This window comes from Pseudomonas sp. GW822-FHT02G04, from assembly GCF_058802085.1.
This window is the reverse complement of the sequence record NZ_JBXANU010000002.1, coordinates 52189-70508: the sequence shown is the minus strand read 5'-3', so window position 1 is coordinate 70508 and position 18320 is coordinate 52189. Positions and strand designations below refer to the sequence as shown.

The following is an 18320-nucleotide window of genomic DNA, read 5'->3' as shown; positions in this document are numbered from 1 at the left end:
TTGCACTGAAGCGTAACCATTAACCTTCTCCTCACTCGGACGAATTCACGTCCTGACAGGAGATTTCATAATGCTGACCCTTCGCAAAGCTTCGGATCGCGGCGCGGCCAATCACGGTTGGTTGAAGTCGTTCCATACCTTTTCCTTTGCCAACTACCGCAACCCGCGGGAACAGGGGTTTTCAGACTTGTTGGTGATCAACGACGACCGCGTGGCCGCCGGCAAAGGCTTTGGCCAGCACCCTCACCGCGACATGGAGATTTTCTCCTACGTGCTCGAAGGCGCGCTGGAACACAAGGACACGCTGGGCACCGGTTCGGTGATCCGCCCTGGCGACGTGCAATTGATGAGCGCCGGCAGTGGCGTGGCGCACAGTGAATACAACCACTCATCGACACGCCCGGTGCACTTCCTGCAAATCTGGATCGTGCCCGACGTCAGCGGCGCCAAACCGCGTTATCAGCAAGAGCATTTCAGTACCCAGAAAAAACGCGGCCGCTTGCAGCTGATCATCTCCCCGGACGGGGCCAACGGTTCGCTGAAAGTCCGGCAGGATGCGCGAGTGTATGCCGGCCTGTTCGACGGCAAGGAAAGCGCCACGCTGGAACTGGCTGCCGATCGCTATGCTTATGTGCATGTGGCGCGAGGCAGTGTCGAATTGAACGGTATGCAGCTGCGCGAAGGCGACGGCGTACGGGTTCGCGAAGAACAGGTGCTGACCTTGAGCAATGGCGTGGACGCCGAGGTGCTGGTGTTTGATTTGCGGCCGCAGGAGTTGCCGGAAATGCCGTGACTTTGTGGCGAGGGAGCGTGCTCCCGCTGGGCTGCGCAGCGGCCCCAAAACCGGTATAGGGAGTTTTCCTGACACACCGCATCCGCCGTATTTGCGACTGCTTCGCAGCCGAGCGGGAGCAAGCTCCCTCGCCACAGGGGCCGGCGATTAAGGTTTTCGCCAGGTACAAAAAAACGGCCGACAGGCCGTTTTCATTCGGATCAAATCAAGTACAGGAATACCTAAATCGTCGCCCGCAACTCCCGTGGCGACAGGCCATAGTGTGAGCGAAAGCGCACGGCAAAACGTGAGGCTGAGGCGTAGCCGCTGGCGCCGGCAATTTCACCGATGGGCCGAGAAGTGGTTTGCAACCATTGCAGCGCCGTTGCAAGTCGAACACTTTCCAGAATATTCCTGAAACTGCTCCCCTCATTGGCCAGTTGGCGCCGCAACGTCGATTCACCAAGGTTCAGATGTTGTGCAACGCTCGCAACCGTCCAGTCGCTCTCAGGGCTGCCCATCAGCAACTGCTGCACACGTTCGCACAATGGATCATTGCGATCCGTCAGCAGCGGTCCGGCCTGGCCGTTGAGGCTCAGGCTGAGCAGAACAGCTTCCCCGTAGTGGGTGCGTAATGCATCCGGAGCGTTCGCATTGATGGCGGCCAATAACTGCTCCCATGCCTGCGTCGTATGCCTGTCCAGAGGCACACACAGATCTGTCTTCGGGGCACGGTGACCACTCATGATCTGCCGGCCATATCGACTGCTGAAGTTGCGCAGTGTCGAAGCGGGAAAGGTCACGACATCAGCGATGTAGTGACCATGAAGGCCGGGGAAGTTCGAGATGCCAAGCTCGCGCCCGGCCGGCATCAGGATCAGATGTTGCGGCCCTGCGCGCATCTCCCGGTCATCCCATTGCAGCAGCTTTTCCCCCTGTCGCACTCGACACAAGGTGGTTGCGAATATCGGCACCCGTTGCAAGGTATGAGGCTGCCGCGCCCGTATGACACACGCATCGATAATGTTTTCCCGGTGCTGGATGCCGTCACAAGGGCGCATTGTTCTTAACGTCCGTAAGTTGAAGTGATGGTCGCTTTGGCCAAGGCGTTGGCATTGAGCATATAGCCCACCAAGGCTCCGCTGGCCTGGTTGTCGAGTGGCAACTTGTCGACTTTCAACGCCCATACGGTGAATTGATAGCGATGGGGCTTCTCCCCAACCGGAGGGCAAGGCCCGCCATATCCCGGTTGGCCGTAATCGGTTCGCCCTTGTATTGCACCGGCAGGCAGGTTCGAACCTACTCCTCTTGGCAAACTGCTGGTGGACGCCGGTAAGTTGGCCACTGTCCAATGCCACCAGCCGCTGCCAGTCGGCGCATCAGGGTCATAGACCGTGATCGCGTAACTTTTAGTGCCCGCCGGGGCGTTGGACCAGGACAGTTGCGGAGACGTATTACCCCCTTCGCAACCGAAGCCCTGGAACACCTCGCGACTGGTCAGCGGGCGATTTTCAGCAATATCCTGGCTGCTCAGCGAGAAGTCGGCAGCGTGTCCAGTGAGGACGACCCCCATGGACAATGCGGATAGGATAATTCGGATGTTCATCGTGACCTCATCGGTGTCTTGGCGTGAAGCACGAGTCTAGAGAGAGCGCTGGGCGGTTACTGTGCCGAAACGCTCGACCATTGTGCCTGAACGCTCTCTCGATCCAGGTAAGCCCCGCCGACTCAGACCGGTCCGAAAATATCCTTCATCGCCGCATACTGCAGCAGCATGATGGTCTTGGCATCGCAGATCTCCCCGCGATAAAACGCCTCTAGGGCGTCGTCGAACTTCCACTCCAGCACTTCCAGTTCCTCGGTTTCTTCTTCCAGCCCACCGCCCTCGCTGACCTTTGAAGACGCGTCGTATTCGGCGATAAAGAAATGCAGTTTCTCCGTGACCGAACCGGGGCTCATGTAGGACTCGAACACCTTCTGCACATGGTGGACGCGATAGCCGGTTTCCTCTTCGGCTTCAGCGCGAATGCGCTCTTCAGGCGCAGCGCCTTCCAACAGCCCCGCCGCCACTTCAATCAACAAACCATCATGGCCGTTGACGAACACCGGCAACCGGAACTGGCGAGTCAGCACGACGGTTTTCTTCTCGCGGTTGAACAGCAGAATCGCCGCGCCGTTGCCACGGTCGTAGACCTCGCGGCTCTGGCGCTGCCAGTCGCCGTTGTTGCGCAGGTAATCGAACGTGATTTTCTTCAGCAGATACCAGTTGTGGGACAACACCTGGGACTCGATGATGTTGACCCGCTCGGCTGTGTTCGACATGACAATTCATCCTTATTTTCGTCAGAGGGCGTCCATGTTAGGCGAAAACAGAAAAGCCCGGCATGGTTGCCGGGCCTCTTTTTTTAACGCTTTGTCCAATCCTTCAGAACGTGTTGATTCAGAGGGTTGGTGTTACTAGAAATCCAATTGGACTACACGCCAAAGTAACAAATGATTGTGTGCTTCAGGTCAGCGGCCCGAGAGTTCCAAACAAACTACGATCGCGATAGGCTCTCTCTTTGCCATATGGATGTAGCCCCATGACCCTGCGAATTGAACTGTCGGAAAACGCCACCCAGGAAGAACGCGAAGCGATCCTCACACCGCTGCGCGCCTACAACGCCTCAAAAGCCGGGCCCACGGTGTCAGAGCAGATTGCCTTGCTGGTACGCGATGACAACGACGAGATTCTCGGAGGGCTTTATGGCCGAGTGTTTTACCGGTGGTTTTTCATTGAATTGTTGTCGGTGCCGGACCAGGCCCGGGGACAAGGGCTGGGCTCGAAGCTGATGCAGATGGCCGAAGACCTGGCGCGGGAGAAGGAGTGCATCGGGATCTGGCTGGACACCTTCGATTTCCAGGCGCCGGAGTTTTACAAGAAACACGGCTACAGCGAGCTGGGGCACATTGCCGATTACCCGCCGGGCCACAAGCGCTTCTTTTTCCAGAAGCGTTTGATGGATTTGTAAGCTTCGATTTTTGTGTTGCCTTCAAAAGATCGCAGCCTCGTTTCACTCGACAGCTCCTACATGGGTTTTGTATTCCCCTGTAGGAGCTGTCGAGTGAAACGAGGCTGCGATCTTTTCTGGATCTTCGATCTTGCTTACAAACAGGTCGCCAACGCTGCCAAACGGCGCTTGGCGACAAAATCATCATGCTGGGCGTAGTAGCTCAAGGCCGTACCTGAAGCATCGCTGGTCACGTCCACGAAAGACTCGGCCGAACGGGTGTAGACCGTCGAGCCGCCCTTCTTGCCCGGCTGCAAATACGCGCCGGCATCGACGCCGAACACCGCCTCGTCCTGCCAGGCAAACTGCACGCACTGGGCAACGACTTTTTCCGGTTTGTCCGAGGTCAGGGTTTTGTACGGGGTTTTGGTGCGGGCGTCGTTCATCGCCGATCCGGCGCAGCCCGCCAGCAAGGTTGCGGCCAGCGCCACCATCAGAATTCGCATTGCGTTCGCTCATCAGGAAAAAGCGGACTTTACCACCGTGGCGCGGCGTATCGTTCTGCTTTACTTCATTTATACCGCGACACCGCGCAACGATTCGCGCACCCTGTCGCGCCGATATCGTCGCATCGCCCATTTTTCAGGAAAGCCATGACACCCAACGCCGAGTTCTACAAACCGTCCACCGACTACGCCGACAAACTGATCAGCCAGATCGGTCAGACGCCGGCCTGGATCGCCAAGCGAATTGGCGTCACCGACAAGCGGATTCGCTACATTCTCGACGGCGAAAGAACCGTCAAAGGCGAAACCACGCCGATCCAGATGACCTACACCGAGCAGTTTGCCCTCGAGTGCCTGGCCGCAGCTGCCAAGGCGAACAAAAAGCAGTCTTCGTAATCCCCCTCAAGGAGTGACCATGGCGGCAACAGAACAGCAACACGAGCAGGCGCTGAAGAAGTTTCTCGATCAGCGCCCCGAGCTGCGCGTCGAACTGGACAACCTTAATCCACTGTTGGCCCAGGCCAAGGGCGAGACAGTGACGCAGTACCGCGACGAGCGTTTGCATGAAGCGTTCGAAGCCGAGGCGGAGCGTCTGGGTTTGTTTGCCTGGGAGCTGACACTGCAATTGACCGCCGCCACGCCTGAGGATTACCACGCCCAACGCCTGGAGGTGCACAAGGAAGTTGCAGAAATGGCCGGCATGGACTGGCTTGAGTATTGCGAGTTGTATGGGCTGACCAAATAATCCTCGCGATGGCAGCGACTCGGTCTGCGAGTAAACGCCCTTCGCCGCCCCGCCGATAAAGCTTTATCATGGCCGCAGTTTTGCTGATCGAGTCCGTCATGAAATTCGCCATTGCGCTGTTTTCCGCCGCCCATGCGCCCTCCTCGCGTCGTGCCTTGCTGTTCGCCCAGGCCGCGCTGGCCGGCGGACATGAGATTGTCCGGCTGTTTTTCTATCAGGACGGCGTCTACAACGCGTCCGGCAGTGTGGTTACGCCTCAGGACGAACAAGACTTGCCCAAGCAATGGCGCACCTTTGTCACCGAGCATCAACTCGATGGCGTGGTCTGCATCGCCGCCGCCCTGCGTCGCGGAGTGCTTAACGAGGAAGAAGCCCAGCGCTATCAGCGTGAAGCGGTCGCCGTGGGCGCGCCGTGGGAATTGTCCGGCCTTGGCCAGTTGCATGACGCGGTGCAGGACGCTGACCGCCTGATCTGTTTCGGAGGCGCGTGAGATGGCTAAATCCTTGCTGATTATCAGCCGTCAGGCGCCGTGGTCCGGGCCGAGTGCGCGGGAAGCGCTGGACATAGTGCTGGCCGGCGGTGCTTTCGATTTGCCAATCGGCCTGCTGTTTCTCGATGACGGCGTGTTCCAGCTCGCCGCAAAACAGGACGCCAAGGCGTTGCAGCAGAAAGACCTGAGCGCCAACCTGCAAGCCTTGCCGATGTTTGGCGTCGAAGACCTGTTCGTGTGCGCTGACAGCGCCGCTGCCCGAGGTCTGGACCCCAACGGTCTGTCGCTCGAAGAAGCCCGGGTGCTGAGCGCCCAGGACATCACCGCCCTTATTGACCGTTACGACCAGGTGATCACCCTCTGATGTCGACTTTGTATGTGTTGTCTCATTCCCCTTTCGGCGACGAGCGCCTGACCAGTTGCCTGCGCGTGATCGGCCCCAACGATGCGTTGCTGCTGAGTGGTGACGCGGCCTATGCCTTGCAGCCAGGCACCGCGCCGTTCAGCGCGCTGCACGCCCGCCAGCTGAAACTGTTCGTATTGGCCGAAGATGCTCAGGCGCGGGCTCTGCAAGTACCGGACTGGGCCAAGGCCATTGATTACCCGGCCTTCGTCGAGCTGTCGATTCATTACGACAAGGTCAACAGTTGGCTATGAAATCCCTGACCGTTGGCGCCCGCGCCATTGAACTGGACAAGGACGGTTTCCTGGTCGAACTGAGCGACTGGTCTACCGAGGTGGCCACCGCCCTCGCCGCCGCCGAAGACATCGAGTTGAGCCAGGAACATTGGGAAATCCTCGAACTGCTGCGCAGTTTCTACGACGAATTCCAGCTGTCCCCGGCGACTCGCCCGCTGATCAAGTACACCGCATTGAAGCTCGGCCCCGACAAGGGCAACAGCCTGCACCTGAACCGACTGTTCAAAGGCACCCCTGCCAAACTCGCCGCGAAACTGGCGGGCCTGCCCAAACCGACGAATTGCTTATGACCGACTATCCAGCGCTGACCCTCGAAACGCCCGCCGAGCACCCGTTCGCCCAGTTCGTGCGGATTCTTGGCAAAGGCAAACGCGGCGCCCGTGATTTGACCCGCGAAGAAGCCCGCCAAGCCATGGGCATGGTGCTCGACGACAAGGTCGAGGACACCCAGCTCGGCGCGTTCCTGATGCTGTTGCGGCACAAGGAAGAGAGCGCCGAGGAAATGGCCGGGTTCACCGAAGCCTTGCGTGAACGCCTGAACCCACCGGCACTGGCGGTCGATCTGGACTGGCCGACGTACGCAGGCAAGAAGCGGCATTTGCCGTGGTATCTGCTGGCAGCCAAGTGCCTGGCGCAGAACGGCGTGCGCATCTTCATGCATGGCGGTGGCGCACACACGGCGGGTCGGCTGTACAGCGAACAACTGCTCCAGACACTGAACATTCCACTGTGCCGCAATTGGCAGCAGGCCGGTGCGGCCCTCGATCAGGGCGGCCTGGCGTTCATGCCATTGGTGGACTGGGCCCCCCAGCTTCAGCGAATGATCGACCTGCGCAACACCCTGGGCCTGCGCTCGCCGATCCATTCCCTGGCGCGGATTCTCAACCCATTGGGCGCCCGTTGTGGCCTGCAAAGCATTTTCCACCCCGGCTACCAGGCAGTGCATCGCGATGCCAGCGGTCTGCTCGGGGACACAGCAATCGTCGTCAAGGGCGATGGCGGCGAGATTGAGATCAACCCGGACGCCGACAGTCACCTGTATGGCACCACCGGCGGCGAAAGCTGGGATGAAGAATGGCCGCAGCTGTCGAGCCAGCGCCACGTCAAACCGGCGAGCCTGGACCCGGAGCACTTGAAAGCCGTGTGGCGTGGCGAAGTGGTCGACAGCTACCCGCAAATGGCGCTGATCTCGACCATGGCCCTGGCCTTGCGCGGCCTCGGCCAGCCCCGCGAACAAGCCTTCGAAACCGCCCAGCAGTACTGGGACGCCCGGGATCGATCGATTTAATCGATCATAACCGCCCAACCTTTGCGCTTTTTGTTCGAACCTATGCGCATAGACTCCTCTCCAACGCTTACAGGTTGAGGAGTCAGGCACATGGGTTTGTTAGTCGAAGGTCGCTGGCAGGATCAGTGGTACCAAAGCAGCAAGGACGGCGCGTTCCAGCGTGAACAGGCGCAGCGTCGCAACTGGCTGACTGCCGATGGCAAGCCAGGCCCGAGCGGCGTCGGTGGTTTTGCCGCCGAGGCCGGTCGCTATCACCTCTATGTGTCGCTTGCCTGCCCATGGGCCCACCGCACGCTGATCCTGCGCAAACTCAAAGGCCTCGAAAGCCTGATCGACGTGTCGGTGGTCAGCTGGTTGATGCTGGAAAACGGCTGGACCTTCGATAAACACCTGGGCTCGACCGGCGACAAGCTAGATCACTTCAATTTCATGCACCAGCGCTACACCGCCGATACCGCCGACTACACCGGCCGCGTCACTGTGCCGGTGCTCTGGGACAAGCAGACGAATCGCATCGTCAACAATGAGTCTGCGGAGATCATCCGCATGTTCAATGGCGCCTTCAATGATTTGACGGGTAATGACCTGGATTTCTACCCGGCACCGCTACGGGGCGAGATTGATGCGCTGAACGAACGGATTTATCCGGCGGTGAACAACGGCGTCTATCGCGCCGGATTTGCCACCTCGCAACAGGCTTATGAAGAAGCGTTCGATGAGTTGTTTGCTGAGCTGGATCGGCTGGAGCAGCTGCTGGGCGCCAATCGTTACCTGACGGGCGAATACCTGACCGAAGCGGATATCCGCCTGTTCACCACGCTGATTCGTTTTGATGCGGTGTATCACGGCCACTTCAAATGCAATCTGCGGCGGATTGCCGATTATCCGAACCTGTCGAACTGGCTACGGGAAATTTATCAGTGGCCGGGAATTGCCGAGACGGTGAGTTTTGAGCACATAAAGAATCACTACTACGGTAGCCACAAGACCATCAATCCGACCGGGATTGTGCCTAAAGGGCCGGCGCAGGATTTCACCGTGGCACATGATCGGGAGCGGTTGAGCGGGAAAGGGGTTTGGCGCAAGGCCTGAGGTTGATCGTTCCCACGCTCTGCGTGGGAATGTATCCCGTGACGCTCTGCGTCACATCCGAAACGGAACGCGGAGCGTCCCTGGCGGCGTTCCCACGCGGAGCGTGGGAACGATCACAACAGACAACACAGAAATCAGACCTGCGCCTGAGCCCCTTCGAACCACGCCAGTTTCTCACGCAGTTGCACCACTTCCCCGACGATCACCAGTGTCGGCGCATGCACTTCATGCTCCGCCACCAGCCGTGGAAGGTCGGCCAGGGTGCCGGTAAACACCCGCTGATTGATCGTGGTGCCCTGCTGGATCAACGCCGCTGGGGTATCGGCCGCGCGACCGTGCTTGATCAACTGCTCGCAGATGATCGGCAAGCCCACCAGCCCCATGTAAAACACCAGGGTTTGCGCCGGCGCGACCAGGTCGGCCCACGGCAAATCGGTGGAACCGTCCTTGAGGTGCCCGGTGACAAACCGCACTGACTGCGCGTAATCGCGGTGAGTCAGCGGAATCCCGGCATACGCCGCGCAACCGCTGGCGGCAGTAATGCCCGGCACGACCTGAAACGGGATGCCATGGGCCGCCAGCTCTTCGATCTCTTCGCCGCCACGCCCGAAAATGAACGGATCGCCACCTTTCAAGCGCACCACGCGCTTGCCAGCCTTGGCCAGATCCACCAGATGCTGGTTGATCTGTTCCTGAGGCACGGCGTGATCGGCGCGGCGTTTGCCGACGTAGACCCGCTCGGCATCGCGACGGCACAAATCCAGAATCGCCGGCGCCACCAGACGGTCATACAGCACCACGTCGGCTTGCTGCATCAGGCGCAAGGCGCGGAAGGTCAACAGGTCGGGATCACCCGGCCCGGCGCCCACCAGATAAACCTCGCCGGTGGCTACAGGTGCCTCGCCATTGATTTTCGCCAGCATCAAGCGCTCGGCCTCGGCGCCCTGCCCGGCCAGTTGCCGGTCGGCAATTGGTCCCTGGAACACATCCTCCCAGAACGCCCGACGCTGCTGCACGTCCGGAAACAGGCCTTTGACCTGATTGCGGAAACGCGCCGCCAGACCGGCCAGTTGGCCGTAGGTGGAAGGAATCCAGGTTTCCAGCTTGGCGCGAATCAACCGCGCCAGCACCGGCGCATCGCCACCACTGGACACGGCAATGATCAGCGGCGAACGGTCGACGATCGCCGGGAAGATCACGCTGCACAGGGCCGGCGCGTCCACCACGTTGACCGGCACGCAACGCCGATGGGCATCGGCGGAGACTTGCGCGTTCAGCGGTTCGTCGTCGGTAGCGGCGATGATCAGCCCGCAACCGTCCAGATCCGCCTCGACGTAGCCCCGCACCAGGCACTCGCCACCGCTGCCGGCTACCAGCTCACGCAATTGCGGTTCGATTTCAGGTGCGACCACCCGCAGCAGCGCACCGGCTTCGGCCAGCAGGCGGGATTTGCGCAAGGCAATCTCCCCCCCGCCGACGACCAACACACGACTGCCGCGAAGGTTATGAAACAGCGGCAGATAGTCCATTTAGCCGATGACCTCAAGGCCACCCATGTACGGCTTGAGCACTTCAGGCACACGGATCGAACCGTCGGCCTGCTGATAGTTCTCGAGCACCGCCACCAGGGTACGACCGACCGCCAGGCCGGAACCGTTCAGGGTATGCACCAGCTCAGGCTTGCCGGTTTCCGGGTTGCGGAAACGCGCTTGCATGCGGCGCGCCTGGAAGTCGCCACAGTTGGAGCACGACGAAATCTCGCGGTACTTGTCCTGGCTCGGAATCCACACTTCCAGGTCGTAGGTCTTGACCGCGCTGAAGCCCATGTCGCCGGTGCACAGCGCCAGGGTGCGGTATGGCAGTTCCAGCAGTTGCAGGACTTTTTCAGCGTTGGCGGTCAGGCCTTCCAGCGCTTCCATCGAAGTCGACGGCTCAACGATCTGAACCATCTCGACTTTGTCGAACTGGTGCTGACGGATCATCCCGCGAGTGTCGCGACCCGATGCACCGGCCTCGCTGCGGAAGCACGGCGTGTGCGCCACGAACTTGATCGGCAGCAACTTCGAATCGACGATTTCGCCGGCCACAATGTTGGTCAGTGATACTTCAGCGGTCGGGATCAGGTACAGATCGGCTTCGCCGTCGCGGCTGATCTTGAACAGGTCTTCTTCGAATTTCGGCAACTGACCGGTGCCTTGCAGGGCCGGCGCTTGTACCAGATAAGGCGTGTAAGCCTCTTCATAGCCGTGTTCGTTGATGTGCAGGTTGATCATGAACTGCGCCAGCGCACGGTGCAGACGAGCAATCGGGCCGCGCAGCAGGGCGAAACGGGCGCCGGACAGTTTGGCGGCGGTTTCAAAGTCCAGCCAGCCGAACTTCTCGCCCAGGGCCACGTGGTCCTGAACCGGGAAGTCGAACGCCTTCGGCGTGCCCCAACGGCGCACTTCAACGTTACCTTCTTCGTCATCGCCAACCGGCACCGATTCGTGCGGCAGGTTCGGAATGCCCAGCAGGATCGAATCCAGCTCGGTCTGGATCGCGTCCAGCTCGACTTTACCGGCGCTCAACTCGCCCGCCATGCGCTCGACGTCTGCCATCAGCGGCGCGATGTCTTCGCCGCGCTGCTTGGCCTGGCCGATGGATTTGGAGCGCGCGTTACGTTCAGCCTGCAGAGCTTCGGTGCGGGTCTGGACGGTCTTGCGCTGTTCTTCCAGCGCTTCGATGCGCGCAACATCCAGGGCAAAGCCACGGGATGCCAGGCGGTCCGCTACGTCCTGAAGGTTGCTACGTAACAGTTTGGAATCGAGCATGTCGGTTTCTCGTTATCAAAGTTTGGTCAAGGACAGGCCAGCCCAGGTGGCGAGCAGCCCGCCGAATACGCTGATGGCCGCATAGCCCAGGGCCAGCGGCACTTGCCCGGTTTCCAGCAGGCGCACCGTATCCAGTGAAAAGGATGAAAAAGTCGTCAGCCCTCCGAGGAAGCCGACGATCAACCCGGCGCGTACCGCAAACGATACCTCCGGGCGAATCAAAAACAGGCCGTATAGAACGCCGATCAGCAAACAGCCCACGATATTAACGGCCAGCGTCGCGGTATAGAAGTGCCGCGGCCAATTCGCGTTGATCCAGTTACCGGTGGCGAAGCGCAACAGCGTACCGGCGACACCGCCGACAGAAACCGCAACGATCAAGGGAATCACTATTTTCTCCGCTGTCGGGGGCTTAGACGGTCAAGCTGCGCTAGGTGGTTGAGCTTTTCGCCGATCTTCAGCTCCAGGCCGCGGGGCACGGGTTGATAGAACCGTTGTGGCTCCAACTCGTCCGGGAAATAATCTTCGCCAGCGGCGTAGGCATCCGGTTCATCGTGGGCGTAACGATATTCATCGCCATAGCCCAATTGCTTCATCAACTTGGTCGGCGCATTGCGCAGGTGCAGCGGCACTTCCAGCGAACCGTGTTCGGTAGCGCTGCGCATCGCGGCCTTGAAGCCCATGTACACCGCGTTGCTTTTTGGCGCGCAAGCCAGATACGTAATGGCCTGGGCCACCGCCAATTCGCCTTCGGGGCTACCGAGGCGCTCCTGCACTTCCCACGCCGCCAGGCACAGGCTCAGGGCGCGGGGGTCGGCATTGCCGATGTCTTCGCTGGCCATGCGCACTACGCGCCGGGCCAGGTACAGCGGGTCGCAGCCGCCGTCGATCATTCGCGCGAACCAATACAACGCGCCATCGGGGTTGGAACCGCGCACCGATTTATGCAGCGCGGAGATCTGGTCGTAGAAGGCTTCGCCACCCTTGTCGAAACGCCGACGGGTATCGCCGAGCAGGCTTTGCAGCAGCTCGACGCCGATTTCGCTGTGGTCTTCGGCCAGGTCAGAGGCGTTTTCCAGCAGATTAAGCAGACGCCGACCGTCGCCATCGGCGGCGGACAGCAGCATCTGGAAGCCCTCGTCGCTGAGGGTCAGTTGCCGCTTGCCCAGCCCGCGCTCTTCGGTCAGCGCGCGATGCACCAGCTTGCGCAGGGCGGCTTCGTCGAGGCTTTTGAGCACATAAACGCGCGCCCGGGACAGCAGCGCGTTATTGAGTTCGAACGAGGGGTTTTCCGTGGTCGCGCCGATAAAAATCAGCGTGCCGTCTTCAACGTACGGCAGGAACGCATCCTGCTGGGACTTGTTGAAGCGATGCACTTCGTCGACGAACAGGATGGTGCGCTTACCGTACTGCCCGGCCTGCTGCTTGGCGACTTCCACCGCCTGACGAATCTCTTTGACCCCGGCCAGCACCGCCGAAACCGTTTCGAAGTGCGCATCCGAGACTTCCGCCAGCAGCCGCGCCAGGGTGGTTTTACCCACTCCCGGTGGCCCCCAGAAAATCATCGAGTGCAGGGCACCCTGCTCCAGCGCTTCGCGCAAAGGCTTGCCGCGAGCGAGCACGTGTTCCTGACCGACGTACTCGTCCAGATTGGCCGCACGCAAACGGGCGGCCAGGGGCTGAGCAATCGGGGCGCTGCGAAACAGGTCCATCACTACTTATGAAACCTCACTGGGTCCTGATGCCGATCAGTCAAAGCACTAAACACCACAATCCCTGTGGTCCTGCGTCTTACTCCTGGATCACGTCCGCACCTTTAGGAATGTCGAACTTGAATCTGGAGGCTGGGATCGGCTCGTTGGCCTTCACGCCGGTGAACAGGATATTTGTGCGCTGACCGACGCTGTCGATCATCTGCATATCATTGACCAGACCATTGCGGAACGACAGGCGCAGGCTGTCGAACAGGGTGTCCTTGGTTTTCGGCTTCAGGGTGAAGTCGATCACGCCGCCGGCTTCCTTGGCGCTGATGTCGAAGCTCTGGCTGATCTTGGACACGTCACCGGACAGCAGCAACGCCGGGGTCTGGGTCAGGCGCTGGTCGAGGGTCTTGATGGTGGCCTGTTCCAGATCCGGGTCCCACAGGGTCACTTTCTTACCGTCCGATACCATGGTTTGCTCGGCCGGCGCGTTGGTGTGCCAGTAGAACAGGCCTGGGCGCTGCAAGGACATTTCCCCTGCTGTTTCTTGTAACTGGGTGCCGCTGCCATCGAGGGTCAGCTGGGAGAAACGCGCGGTCAGGGTCTGGGATTTTTCCAGCAGTTGGGTCAGACGCGCCACGTCCTTGTCATCGGCGTGAGCCGAGAGCGTGGTCAGAGCCAGTACCGGCAGCAACAGCATGCGGATAAGACGCATGGGAGTCCTCATAAACATTCGTGGGAGTGCGGGCGGCGCCTCAAGACGCCGCCCCTTTCAAGACCGGATCAGTCGCGCACCGGGCCAGGGGCCAGGACTTCACGCGAACCGTTGGTGTTCATTGACGTTACGACCCCGGCCATTTCCATGGCTTCGATCATGCGTGCTGCGCGGTTGTAGCCGATTTTCAGCTTGCGCTGAACCGCGGAGATGGACGCTCGACGGCTTTCCAGGACGAACTGCACCGCTTCGTCGTAGAGCGCGTCGGTTTCGGCATCATCTTCACCGCCACCGCCGCCGTTTTCAAAGCCGCTACCGGCCTCTTCGACACCGGCGAGGATGTCATCGTTGTATTCCGGCGCGCCGCGCAGTTTCCAGGCTTCAACCACCCGGTGCACCTCGTCATCGGACACGAACGCGCCGTGAACACGAATCGGCAGGCTGGTGCCCGGCGGCATGTAAAGCATGTCACCGTGGCCCAGCAGTTGTTCGGCGCCGCCCTGATCGATGATGGTCCGCGAATCGATCTTGCTCGACACCTGGAACGCCATACGGGTCGGGATGTTCGCCTTGATCAGGCCGGTGATCACGTCCACCGACGGACGCTGAGTTGCGAGAATCAAGTGGATGCCCGCCGCACGGGCCTTCTGGGCGATACGGGCGATCAGTTCTTCAACCTTCTTGCCGACGATCATCATCATGTCGGCGAATTCGTCGACCACCACGACAATGGTCGGCAGCTTCTGCAGCAGCGGTGCCTCGTCGTGGATGCTTTCGCGCTTGTACAGCGGATCGCTCAACGGCTCGCCGGCGTCCTGGGCTTCCTTGACCTTGGCGTTGAAGCCCGACAGGTTACGCACGCCCATCTTCGCCATCAGTTTGTAGCGCCGTTCCATTTCGGCGACGCTCCAGCGCAAGGCGTTGGCGGCGTCCTTCATGTCGGTGACCACCGGGCACAGCAGGTGCGGGATGCCTTCGTAGATCGACAGTTCAAGCATTTTCGGGTCGATCATGATCAGCTTGGCGTCTTCAGGGCCAGACTTGAACAGAATCGACAGGATCATCGCGTTCACACCCACCGACTTACCGGAACCAGTCGTACCGGCCACCAGCAAGTGCGGCATTTTCGCCAGGTCGGTGATGACCGGTTTGCCGCCGATATCATGACCCAGGGCCAGGGTGACCGGCGACTTGAAGTTATCGTACTCGGGGGTCGACAAGACCTCGGAGAACCGCACGATCTGCCGGTCTTCGTTAGGGATCTCGATACCGACCGTGGTCTTGCCCGGAATCACTTCCACCACCCGCACACTGGTCACGGCCAGGGAACGGGCCAGGTCTTTCGCCAGGTTGGCAATGCGGCTGACTTTCACCCCGGCGGCCGGCTGGATTTCGTAACGGGTAATGACCGGGCCCGGGTGGATCGAATCCACCGAGACTTCGACACCGAATTCCTTGAGCTTGATTTCCAGCAAGTGGCCGACGGCCGCCAGGGATTCAGGCGAATAATTGAGTTGTTTCTTTTCCGCCGGGTCGAGAATCGAGATCGGCGGCAAGGTGCCTTCCACGGCGCTGTCGACGAACAACGGCGCCTGTTTCTCTTTTTCCACACGCTTGCTCGGAGCGGCCGGTTTGGGCGGCGCGGGAGCAATCACCGGCGGCACCTGCTTTTCGCGCTCGGACATGTGCTTGCTCAGGGCCTGCTCGCGTTCGATCAGGCGTTCCTTGACCTTGGCTTGCTCACGCTTGTCGGTGACCGTCGGTGCGACCACGTCATGCACGCGATCGTCGACTTCACGCAGCTGGGCGACCAGTTGCTTGCGTTCGGTACGGGCTGCCCACCAGCGATTGGCCGCGCCCTGAAACAATTCGAACAAATCGAGGGTGATCTTGCCGGTGACGTCCATCACCTTGAACCACGACAGGTCGGTGAACACCGTCAGGCCGAACAGGAACAGCGCGATGAACAGCAACGTGCTGCCCTGGATGTTCAGTGCATTCTTCGCCAGATCGCCGAGGCTTTCACCCAAAGCGCCGCCCGCGCCGGCCGGCAGACCGGTCGCCGCATGGAAATGGATATGGGCCAGCGCCGCGCCCGACAGCACCAGAAACACCAGGCCGATCAGGCGCCAGGAAAACAGCCAGCCGCTCCATTGCCATGGCTCGTGGCGCTGGCGGAAGATCTGATAGGCCTTGATCGCCAGCAATAGCGGGAAAATGTAGGCGAAGTAACCCAGGACCATGAACAGGATGTCGGCGCTGTAAGAGCCGGCAGGCCCGCCGAAGTTCTGTACATCGTCGATCTTGCTGTTATGGCTCCAGCCCGGATCGTCCTTGCCATAGGTCAACAAGGCCATCATCAGGAACAGGCACAAGGCGCCGATGGCGATCAATGCACCTTCCTTGAGCCGGTAGTGCAATTGCTGGCGCCAGAGCGGAACGACTGTTTTAGGTGCTGCGGTGGATTTCTTCAAAACGCTTCTTTTCCTGCGCCCATGGCGCGTCCATCTGTTGAATGACTATAAAAACTGCCCAATCCAGGCAGGTAAAAAAGTTAACAGTCCCAACCGGGACTACTTTTAACACTGTGCCCCGGTTTTTCGAAATACGGCACGCAGCGCTTTTTTGATACAAACACTGTTACAAGCGGGCATTGTACGGGTTTGTTCACCCAATGCCATGCTTGAGACCCTTGGCTCCAGCATAGCCAACAGCACAATACGCGCCGTCCAATTTGAGCATGCATTCTCTTTTGTGACAAAGGCTTATGAGGTGTTTTTATGAGTGAAGCGAAGCATTCCCGCCTGATCATTCTGGGTTCCGGCCCTGCCGGTTACAGCGCAGCCGTTTATGCCGCTCGCGCCAACCTCAAACCCGTTGTCATTACCGGCATACAGGCCGGTGGCCAGCTGACCACCACCGTCGAAGTCGACAACTGGCCCGGCGACGTCGAAGGCCTGACCGGCCCGGTGCTGATGGAACGCATGCAGAAACACGCCGAACGCTTCGACACCGAGATCGTTTACGACCACATCCATACCGCCAAGTTGCAACAGCGCCCGTTCGAGCTCATCGGCGACAGCGGCACCTACACCTGCGACGCGCTGATTATCGCCACCGGCGCTTCGGCCCAATACCTGGGGCTGCCATCAGAAGAAGCCTTTGCCGGCAAAGGGGTTTCGGCCTGCGCCACCTGCGATGGTTTCTTCTATCGCAACCAGGTGGTCGCGGTGGTCGGCGGCGGCAACACTGCAGTGGAAGAAGCCCTGTACCTGTCGAACATCGCCAAGAAAGTTCATCTGATTCACCGTCGTGACAAACTGCGTTCGGAGAAAATCCTGCAGGACAAGCTCTTCGAAAAAGCCGCCAACGGCAATATCCGCCTGCACTGGAACCAGAACCTGGACGAAATACTCGGTGACGCCAGCGGCGTGACCGGCGCCCGCCTGCGTCACAGCCATACCGACGAAACCCGCGAACTGTCGCTGGCCGGCGTGTTCATCGCCATCGGCCACAAACCCAACACCGACCTGTTCCAGGGCCAGCTGCAGATGCGCAACGGCTACCTGCTGGTCAAGGGCGGCAGCGAAGGCGACGCCACCGCCACCGAAATCCAGGGCGTGTTCGCCGCCGGTGACGTGGCCGACCACGTTTACCGCCAGGCGGTGACATCCGCCGGGGCCGGCTGCATGGCTGCGCTGGATGCCGAGAAGTATCTCGATGACATTCCCGGTGTTTGACGGTTAACCTTCTATCTGGCGGGCTTATCGGCCCGCCACTGCCCTCCCCTTCTGCAAGCCCGGATGCCATGCTGACTTGGTTACAACGCAATACCCTGACTTTTCCGCCGCTGGAAAAAGCCATGCGCGACCCCAACGGACTGCTGGCCGCGGGCGGCGATCTGTCCGCCGACCGCCTGATTCAGGCCTATCGCCATGGCTGCTTTCCGTGGTTCTCGGAAGGCCAACCGATTCTCTGGTGGTCGCCGGATCCGCGCACGGTGCTGTTTCCCGACGAACTGCATGTCTCCCGCAGCCTGAACAAACTGCTGCGCCAACAACGCTATCAAGTGACTTTCGACCGGGATTTTGCCGCGGTCATCCGCGCCTGCGCCGCGCCGCGCGAGTACGCCGACGGCACCTGGATCACCCAGGCGATGCAGGACGCCTACGTCGAACTGCACAGGCGCGGTTACGCCCATTCGGTGGAGGTCTGGGACGATGGCGTGCTGGTCGGCGGGCTCTACGGCCTGGCCATGGGGCAGCTGTTTTTCGGTGAGTCGATGTTCAGTCGCGCCGACAACGCCTCCAAATATGGCTTTGCCACCTTGGTGCGACATCTGAAAGACTCAGGTTTTGTGCTGATCGATTGCCAGATGCCTACCGATCATCTGCACAGCCTGGGCGCCCGAGCGGTTCCCCGCACCGAATTTGCCGGCTACCTTGCGCGGCACCTGGATCAACCCAGTCGTGCCACCTGGGTTTGCTGAGCGACATTGGCGCGTGTGGCTTA

Annotated in this window: 22 protein-coding genes; 12 read left to right on the top strand and 10 right to left on the bottom strand. The window is 60.2% G+C overall.

The features are described 5' to 3' along the window. Positions 1–70 precede the first annotated feature (70 nt). Positions 71–793 (top strand): pirin family protein, encoded by a 723-nt coding sequence (locus AC1RO5_RS02770; RefSeq protein ID WP_493172522.1) that lies wholly within the window; start codon positions 71–73, stop codon positions 791–793. A gap of 221 nt (positions 794–1014) precedes the next feature. On the opposite strand, the gene AC1RO5_RS02765 is transcribed toward AC1RO5_RS02770, so the two are convergent. The 3 genes from AC1RO5_RS02765 to AC1RO5_RS02755 form a co-directional block, all read right to left on the bottom strand. Continuing rightward, positions 1015–1833, bottom strand: a complete 819-nt coding sequence (locus tag AC1RO5_RS02765) for a helix-turn-helix transcriptional regulator (RefSeq protein WP_493172521.1) — start codon at positions 1831–1833, stop codon at positions 1015–1017. Positions 1834–1838: 5 nt separating this feature from the next. Further along, positions 1839–2378: a kinase inhibitor gene (locus AC1RO5_RS02760; protein ID WP_493172518.1), complete on the bottom strand. Its 540-nt coding sequence runs from the start codon at positions 2376–2378 to the stop codon at positions 1839–1841. Between the two features lie 122 nt (positions 2379–2500). After that, the gene (locus tag AC1RO5_RS02755) at positions 2501–3094 is read right to left on the bottom strand and encodes an NUDIX domain-containing protein (RefSeq protein ID WP_493172516.1); all 594 of its coding nucleotides are present in this window, start codon (positions 3092–3094) and stop codon (positions 2501–2503) included. 260 nt (positions 3095–3354) lie between these two features. Between AC1RO5_RS02755 and AC1RO5_RS02750 the strand changes: the two genes are divergently transcribed. Next, positions 3355–3783, top strand: coding sequence for a GNAT family N-acetyltransferase (locus tag AC1RO5_RS02750; protein WP_493172514.1), 429 nt, complete (start codon positions 3355–3357; stop codon positions 3781–3783). Between the two features lie 134 nt (positions 3784–3917). Here the strand turns inward: AC1RO5_RS02750 and AC1RO5_RS02745 are convergent, their stop codons facing one another. After that, positions 3918–4268: a hypothetical protein gene (locus tag AC1RO5_RS02745; RefSeq protein ID WP_007941140.1), complete on the bottom strand. Its 351-nt coding sequence runs from the start codon at positions 4266–4268 to the stop codon at positions 3918–3920. A gap of 147 nt (positions 4269–4415) precedes the next feature. On the opposite strand from AC1RO5_RS02745, the gene AC1RO5_RS02740 reads away from it, so the two are divergent. From AC1RO5_RS02740 to AC1RO5_RS02705, 8 genes are all read left to right on the top strand, one after another. Then, the gene (locus AC1RO5_RS02740; RefSeq protein WP_413695349.1) at positions 4416–4664 is read left to right on the top strand and encodes a hypothetical protein; all 249 of its coding nucleotides are present in this window, start codon (positions 4416–4418) and stop codon (positions 4662–4664) included. 19 nt (positions 4665–4683) lie between these two features. Next, entirely contained in the window at positions 4684–5013 is a 330-nt protein-coding gene (locus AC1RO5_RS02735; RefSeq protein WP_413695350.1) for a DUF6388 family protein, read from the top strand. A gap of 98 nt (positions 5014–5111) precedes the next feature. Beyond that, positions 5112–5504: a sulfurtransferase complex subunit TusD gene (gene tusD / locus AC1RO5_RS02730; RefSeq protein ID WP_026286366.1), complete on the top strand. Its 393-nt coding sequence runs from the start codon at positions 5112–5114 to the stop codon at positions 5502–5504. Between the two features lies 1 nt (position 5505). After that, entirely contained in the window at positions 5506–5868 is a 363-nt protein-coding gene (gene tusC / locus AC1RO5_RS02725; RefSeq protein WP_493172511.1) for a sulfurtransferase complex subunit TusC, read from the top strand. After that, complete coding sequence (tusB, locus tag AC1RO5_RS02720) at positions 5868–6161, top strand: sulfurtransferase complex subunit TusB (protein WP_493172509.1); 294 nt, start codon at positions 5868–5870, stop codon at positions 6159–6161. The genes tusC and tusB overlap by 1 nt, the downstream gene beginning before the upstream one ends. Further along, positions 6158–6493 carry a TusE/DsrC/DsvC family sulfur relay protein gene (locus tag AC1RO5_RS02715; protein WP_258669380.1) on the top strand — a complete coding sequence of 112 codons (336 nt, stop codon included), beginning with the start codon at positions 6158–6160 and terminating at the stop codon, positions 6491–6493. The genes tusB and AC1RO5_RS02715 overlap by 4 nt, the downstream gene beginning before the upstream one ends. Continuing rightward, positions 6490–7491, top strand: a complete 1002-nt coding sequence (locus AC1RO5_RS02710; RefSeq protein ID WP_493172507.1) for a glycosyl transferase family protein — start codon at positions 6490–6492, stop codon at positions 7489–7491. Before AC1RO5_RS02715 ends, AC1RO5_RS02710 begins: the two co-directional genes overlap by 4 nt. A 90-nt stretch (positions 7492–7581) precedes the next feature. Next, positions 7582–8583 (top strand): glutathione S-transferase family protein, encoded by a 1002-nt coding sequence (locus tag AC1RO5_RS02705; protein ID WP_493172505.1) that lies wholly within the window; start codon positions 7582–7584, stop codon positions 8581–8583. A gap of 134 nt (positions 8584–8717) precedes the next feature. Here AC1RO5_RS02705 and cysG read toward each other — a convergent pair whose 3' ends face one another. From cysG to AC1RO5_RS02675, 6 genes are all read right to left on the bottom strand, one after another. Continuing rightward, positions 8718–10112 (bottom strand): siroheme synthase CysG, encoded by a 1395-nt coding sequence (cysG, locus tag AC1RO5_RS02700; protein ID WP_493172503.1) that lies wholly within the window; start codon positions 10110–10112, stop codon positions 8718–8720. Next, positions 10113–11393: a serine--tRNA ligase gene (gene serS / locus AC1RO5_RS02695; RefSeq protein ID WP_493172501.1), complete on the bottom strand. Its 1281-nt coding sequence runs from the start codon at positions 11391–11393 to the stop codon at positions 10113–10115. A 15-nt stretch (positions 11394–11408) separates the two neighbouring features. Then, complete coding sequence (gene crcB, locus AC1RO5_RS02690; protein WP_007941127.1) at positions 11409–11783, bottom strand: fluoride efflux transporter CrcB; 375 nt, start codon at positions 11781–11783, stop codon at positions 11409–11411. After that, entirely contained in the window at positions 11783–13105 is a 1323-nt protein-coding gene (locus tag AC1RO5_RS02685) for a replication-associated recombination protein A (protein ID WP_258669400.1), read from the bottom strand. Before AC1RO5_RS02685 ends, crcB begins: the two co-directional genes overlap by 1 nt. A gap of 79 nt (positions 13106–13184) precedes the next feature. Then, entirely contained in the window at positions 13185–13808 is a 624-nt protein-coding gene (lolA, locus tag AC1RO5_RS02680) for an outer membrane lipoprotein periplasmic chaperone LolA (RefSeq protein WP_237886954.1), read from the bottom strand. A 68-nt stretch (positions 13809–13876) separates the two neighbouring features. Continuing rightward, a complete protein-coding gene (locus AC1RO5_RS02675; protein WP_019580089.1) occupies positions 13877–16282 on the bottom strand; it encodes a DNA translocase FtsK in 2406 nt (801 codons plus the stop codon). 306 nt (positions 16283–16588) lie between these two features. On the opposite strand from AC1RO5_RS02675, the gene trxB reads away from it, so the two are divergent. Continuing rightward, the gene (gene trxB, locus AC1RO5_RS02670; protein ID WP_493172498.1) at positions 16589–17548 is read left to right on the top strand and encodes a thioredoxin-disulfide reductase; all 960 of its coding nucleotides are present in this window, start codon (positions 16589–16591) and stop codon (positions 17546–17548) included. Between the two features lie 68 nt (positions 17549–17616). After that, the gene (gene aat / locus AC1RO5_RS02665; RefSeq protein ID WP_493172496.1) at positions 17617–18297 is read left to right on the top strand and encodes a leucyl/phenylalanyl-tRNA--protein transferase; all 681 of its coding nucleotides are present in this window, start codon (positions 17617–17619) and stop codon (positions 18295–18297) included. The last annotated feature ends 23 nt before the right edge of the window (positions 18298–18320 follow it).

Excerpts from the sequence above, each read along its gene's own strand:
- tusD (WP_026286366.1), top strand. The coding sequence starts at position 5,112 with ATGAAATTCGCCATTGCGCTGTTTTCCGCCGCCCATGCGCCCTCCTCG.
- tusC (WP_493172511.1), top strand. The coding sequence starts at position 5,506 with ATGGCTAAATCCTTGCTGATTATCAGCCGTCAGGCGCCGTGGTCCGGG.
- AC1RO5_RS02750 (WP_493172514.1), top strand. The coding sequence starts at position 3,355 with ATGACCCTGCGAATTGAACTGTCGGAAAACGCCACCCAGGAAGAACGC.
- cysG (WP_493172503.1), bottom strand. The coding sequence starts at position 10,112 with ATGGACTATCTGCCGCTGTTTCATAACCTTCGCGGCAGTCGTGTGTTG.
- AC1RO5_RS02770 (WP_493172522.1), top strand. The coding sequence starts at position 71 with ATGCTGACCCTTCGCAAAGCTTCGGATCGCGGCGCGGCCAATCACGGT.
- AC1RO5_RS02705 (WP_493172505.1), top strand. The coding sequence starts at position 7,582 with ATGGGTTTGTTAGTCGAAGGTCGCTGGCAGGATCAGTGGTACCAAAGC.
- AC1RO5_RS02740 (WP_413695349.1), top strand. The coding sequence starts at position 4,416 with ATGACACCCAACGCCGAGTTCTACAAACCGTCCACCGACTACGCCGAC.
- AC1RO5_RS02765 (WP_493172521.1), bottom strand. The coding sequence starts at position 1,833 with ATGCGCCCTTGTGACGGCATCCAGCACCGGGAAAACATTATCGATGCG.
- lolA (WP_237886954.1), bottom strand. The coding sequence starts at position 13,808 with ATGCGTCTTATCCGCATGCTGTTGCTGCCGGTACTGGCTCTGACCACG.
- AC1RO5_RS02745 (WP_007941140.1), bottom strand. The coding sequence starts at position 4,268 with ATGCGAATTCTGATGGTGGCGCTGGCCGCAACCTTGCTGGCGGGCTGC.
- AC1RO5_RS02710 (WP_493172507.1), top strand. The coding sequence starts at position 6,490 with ATGACCGACTATCCAGCGCTGACCCTCGAAACGCCCGCCGAGCACCCG.
- aat (WP_493172496.1), top strand. The coding sequence starts at position 17,617 with ATGCTGACTTGGTTACAACGCAATACCCTGACTTTTCCGCCGCTGGAA.
- AC1RO5_RS02685 (WP_258669400.1), bottom strand. The coding sequence starts at position 13,105 with ATGGACCTGTTTCGCAGCGCCCCGATTGCTCAGCCCCTGGCCGCCCGT.
- trxB (WP_493172498.1), top strand. The coding sequence starts at position 16,589 with ATGAGTGAAGCGAAGCATTCCCGCCTGATCATTCTGGGTTCCGGCCCT.
- AC1RO5_RS02735 (WP_413695350.1), top strand. The coding sequence starts at position 4,684 with ATGGCGGCAACAGAACAGCAACACGAGCAGGCGCTGAAGAAGTTTCTC.
- serS (WP_493172501.1), bottom strand. The coding sequence starts at position 11,393 with ATGCTCGATTCCAAACTGTTACGTAGCAACCTTCAGGACGTAGCGGAC.
- AC1RO5_RS02760 (WP_493172518.1), bottom strand. The coding sequence starts at position 2,378 with ATGAACATCCGAATTATCCTATCCGCATTGTCCATGGGGGTCGTCCTC.
- AC1RO5_RS02755 (WP_493172516.1), bottom strand. The coding sequence starts at position 3,094 with ATGTCGAACACAGCCGAGCGGGTCAACATCATCGAGTCCCAGGTGTTG.
- AC1RO5_RS02715 (WP_258669380.1), top strand. The coding sequence starts at position 6,158 with ATGAAATCCCTGACCGTTGGCGCCCGCGCCATTGAACTGGACAAGGAC.
- tusB (WP_493172509.1), top strand. The coding sequence starts at position 5,868 with ATGTCGACTTTGTATGTGTTGTCTCATTCCCCTTTCGGCGACGAGCGC.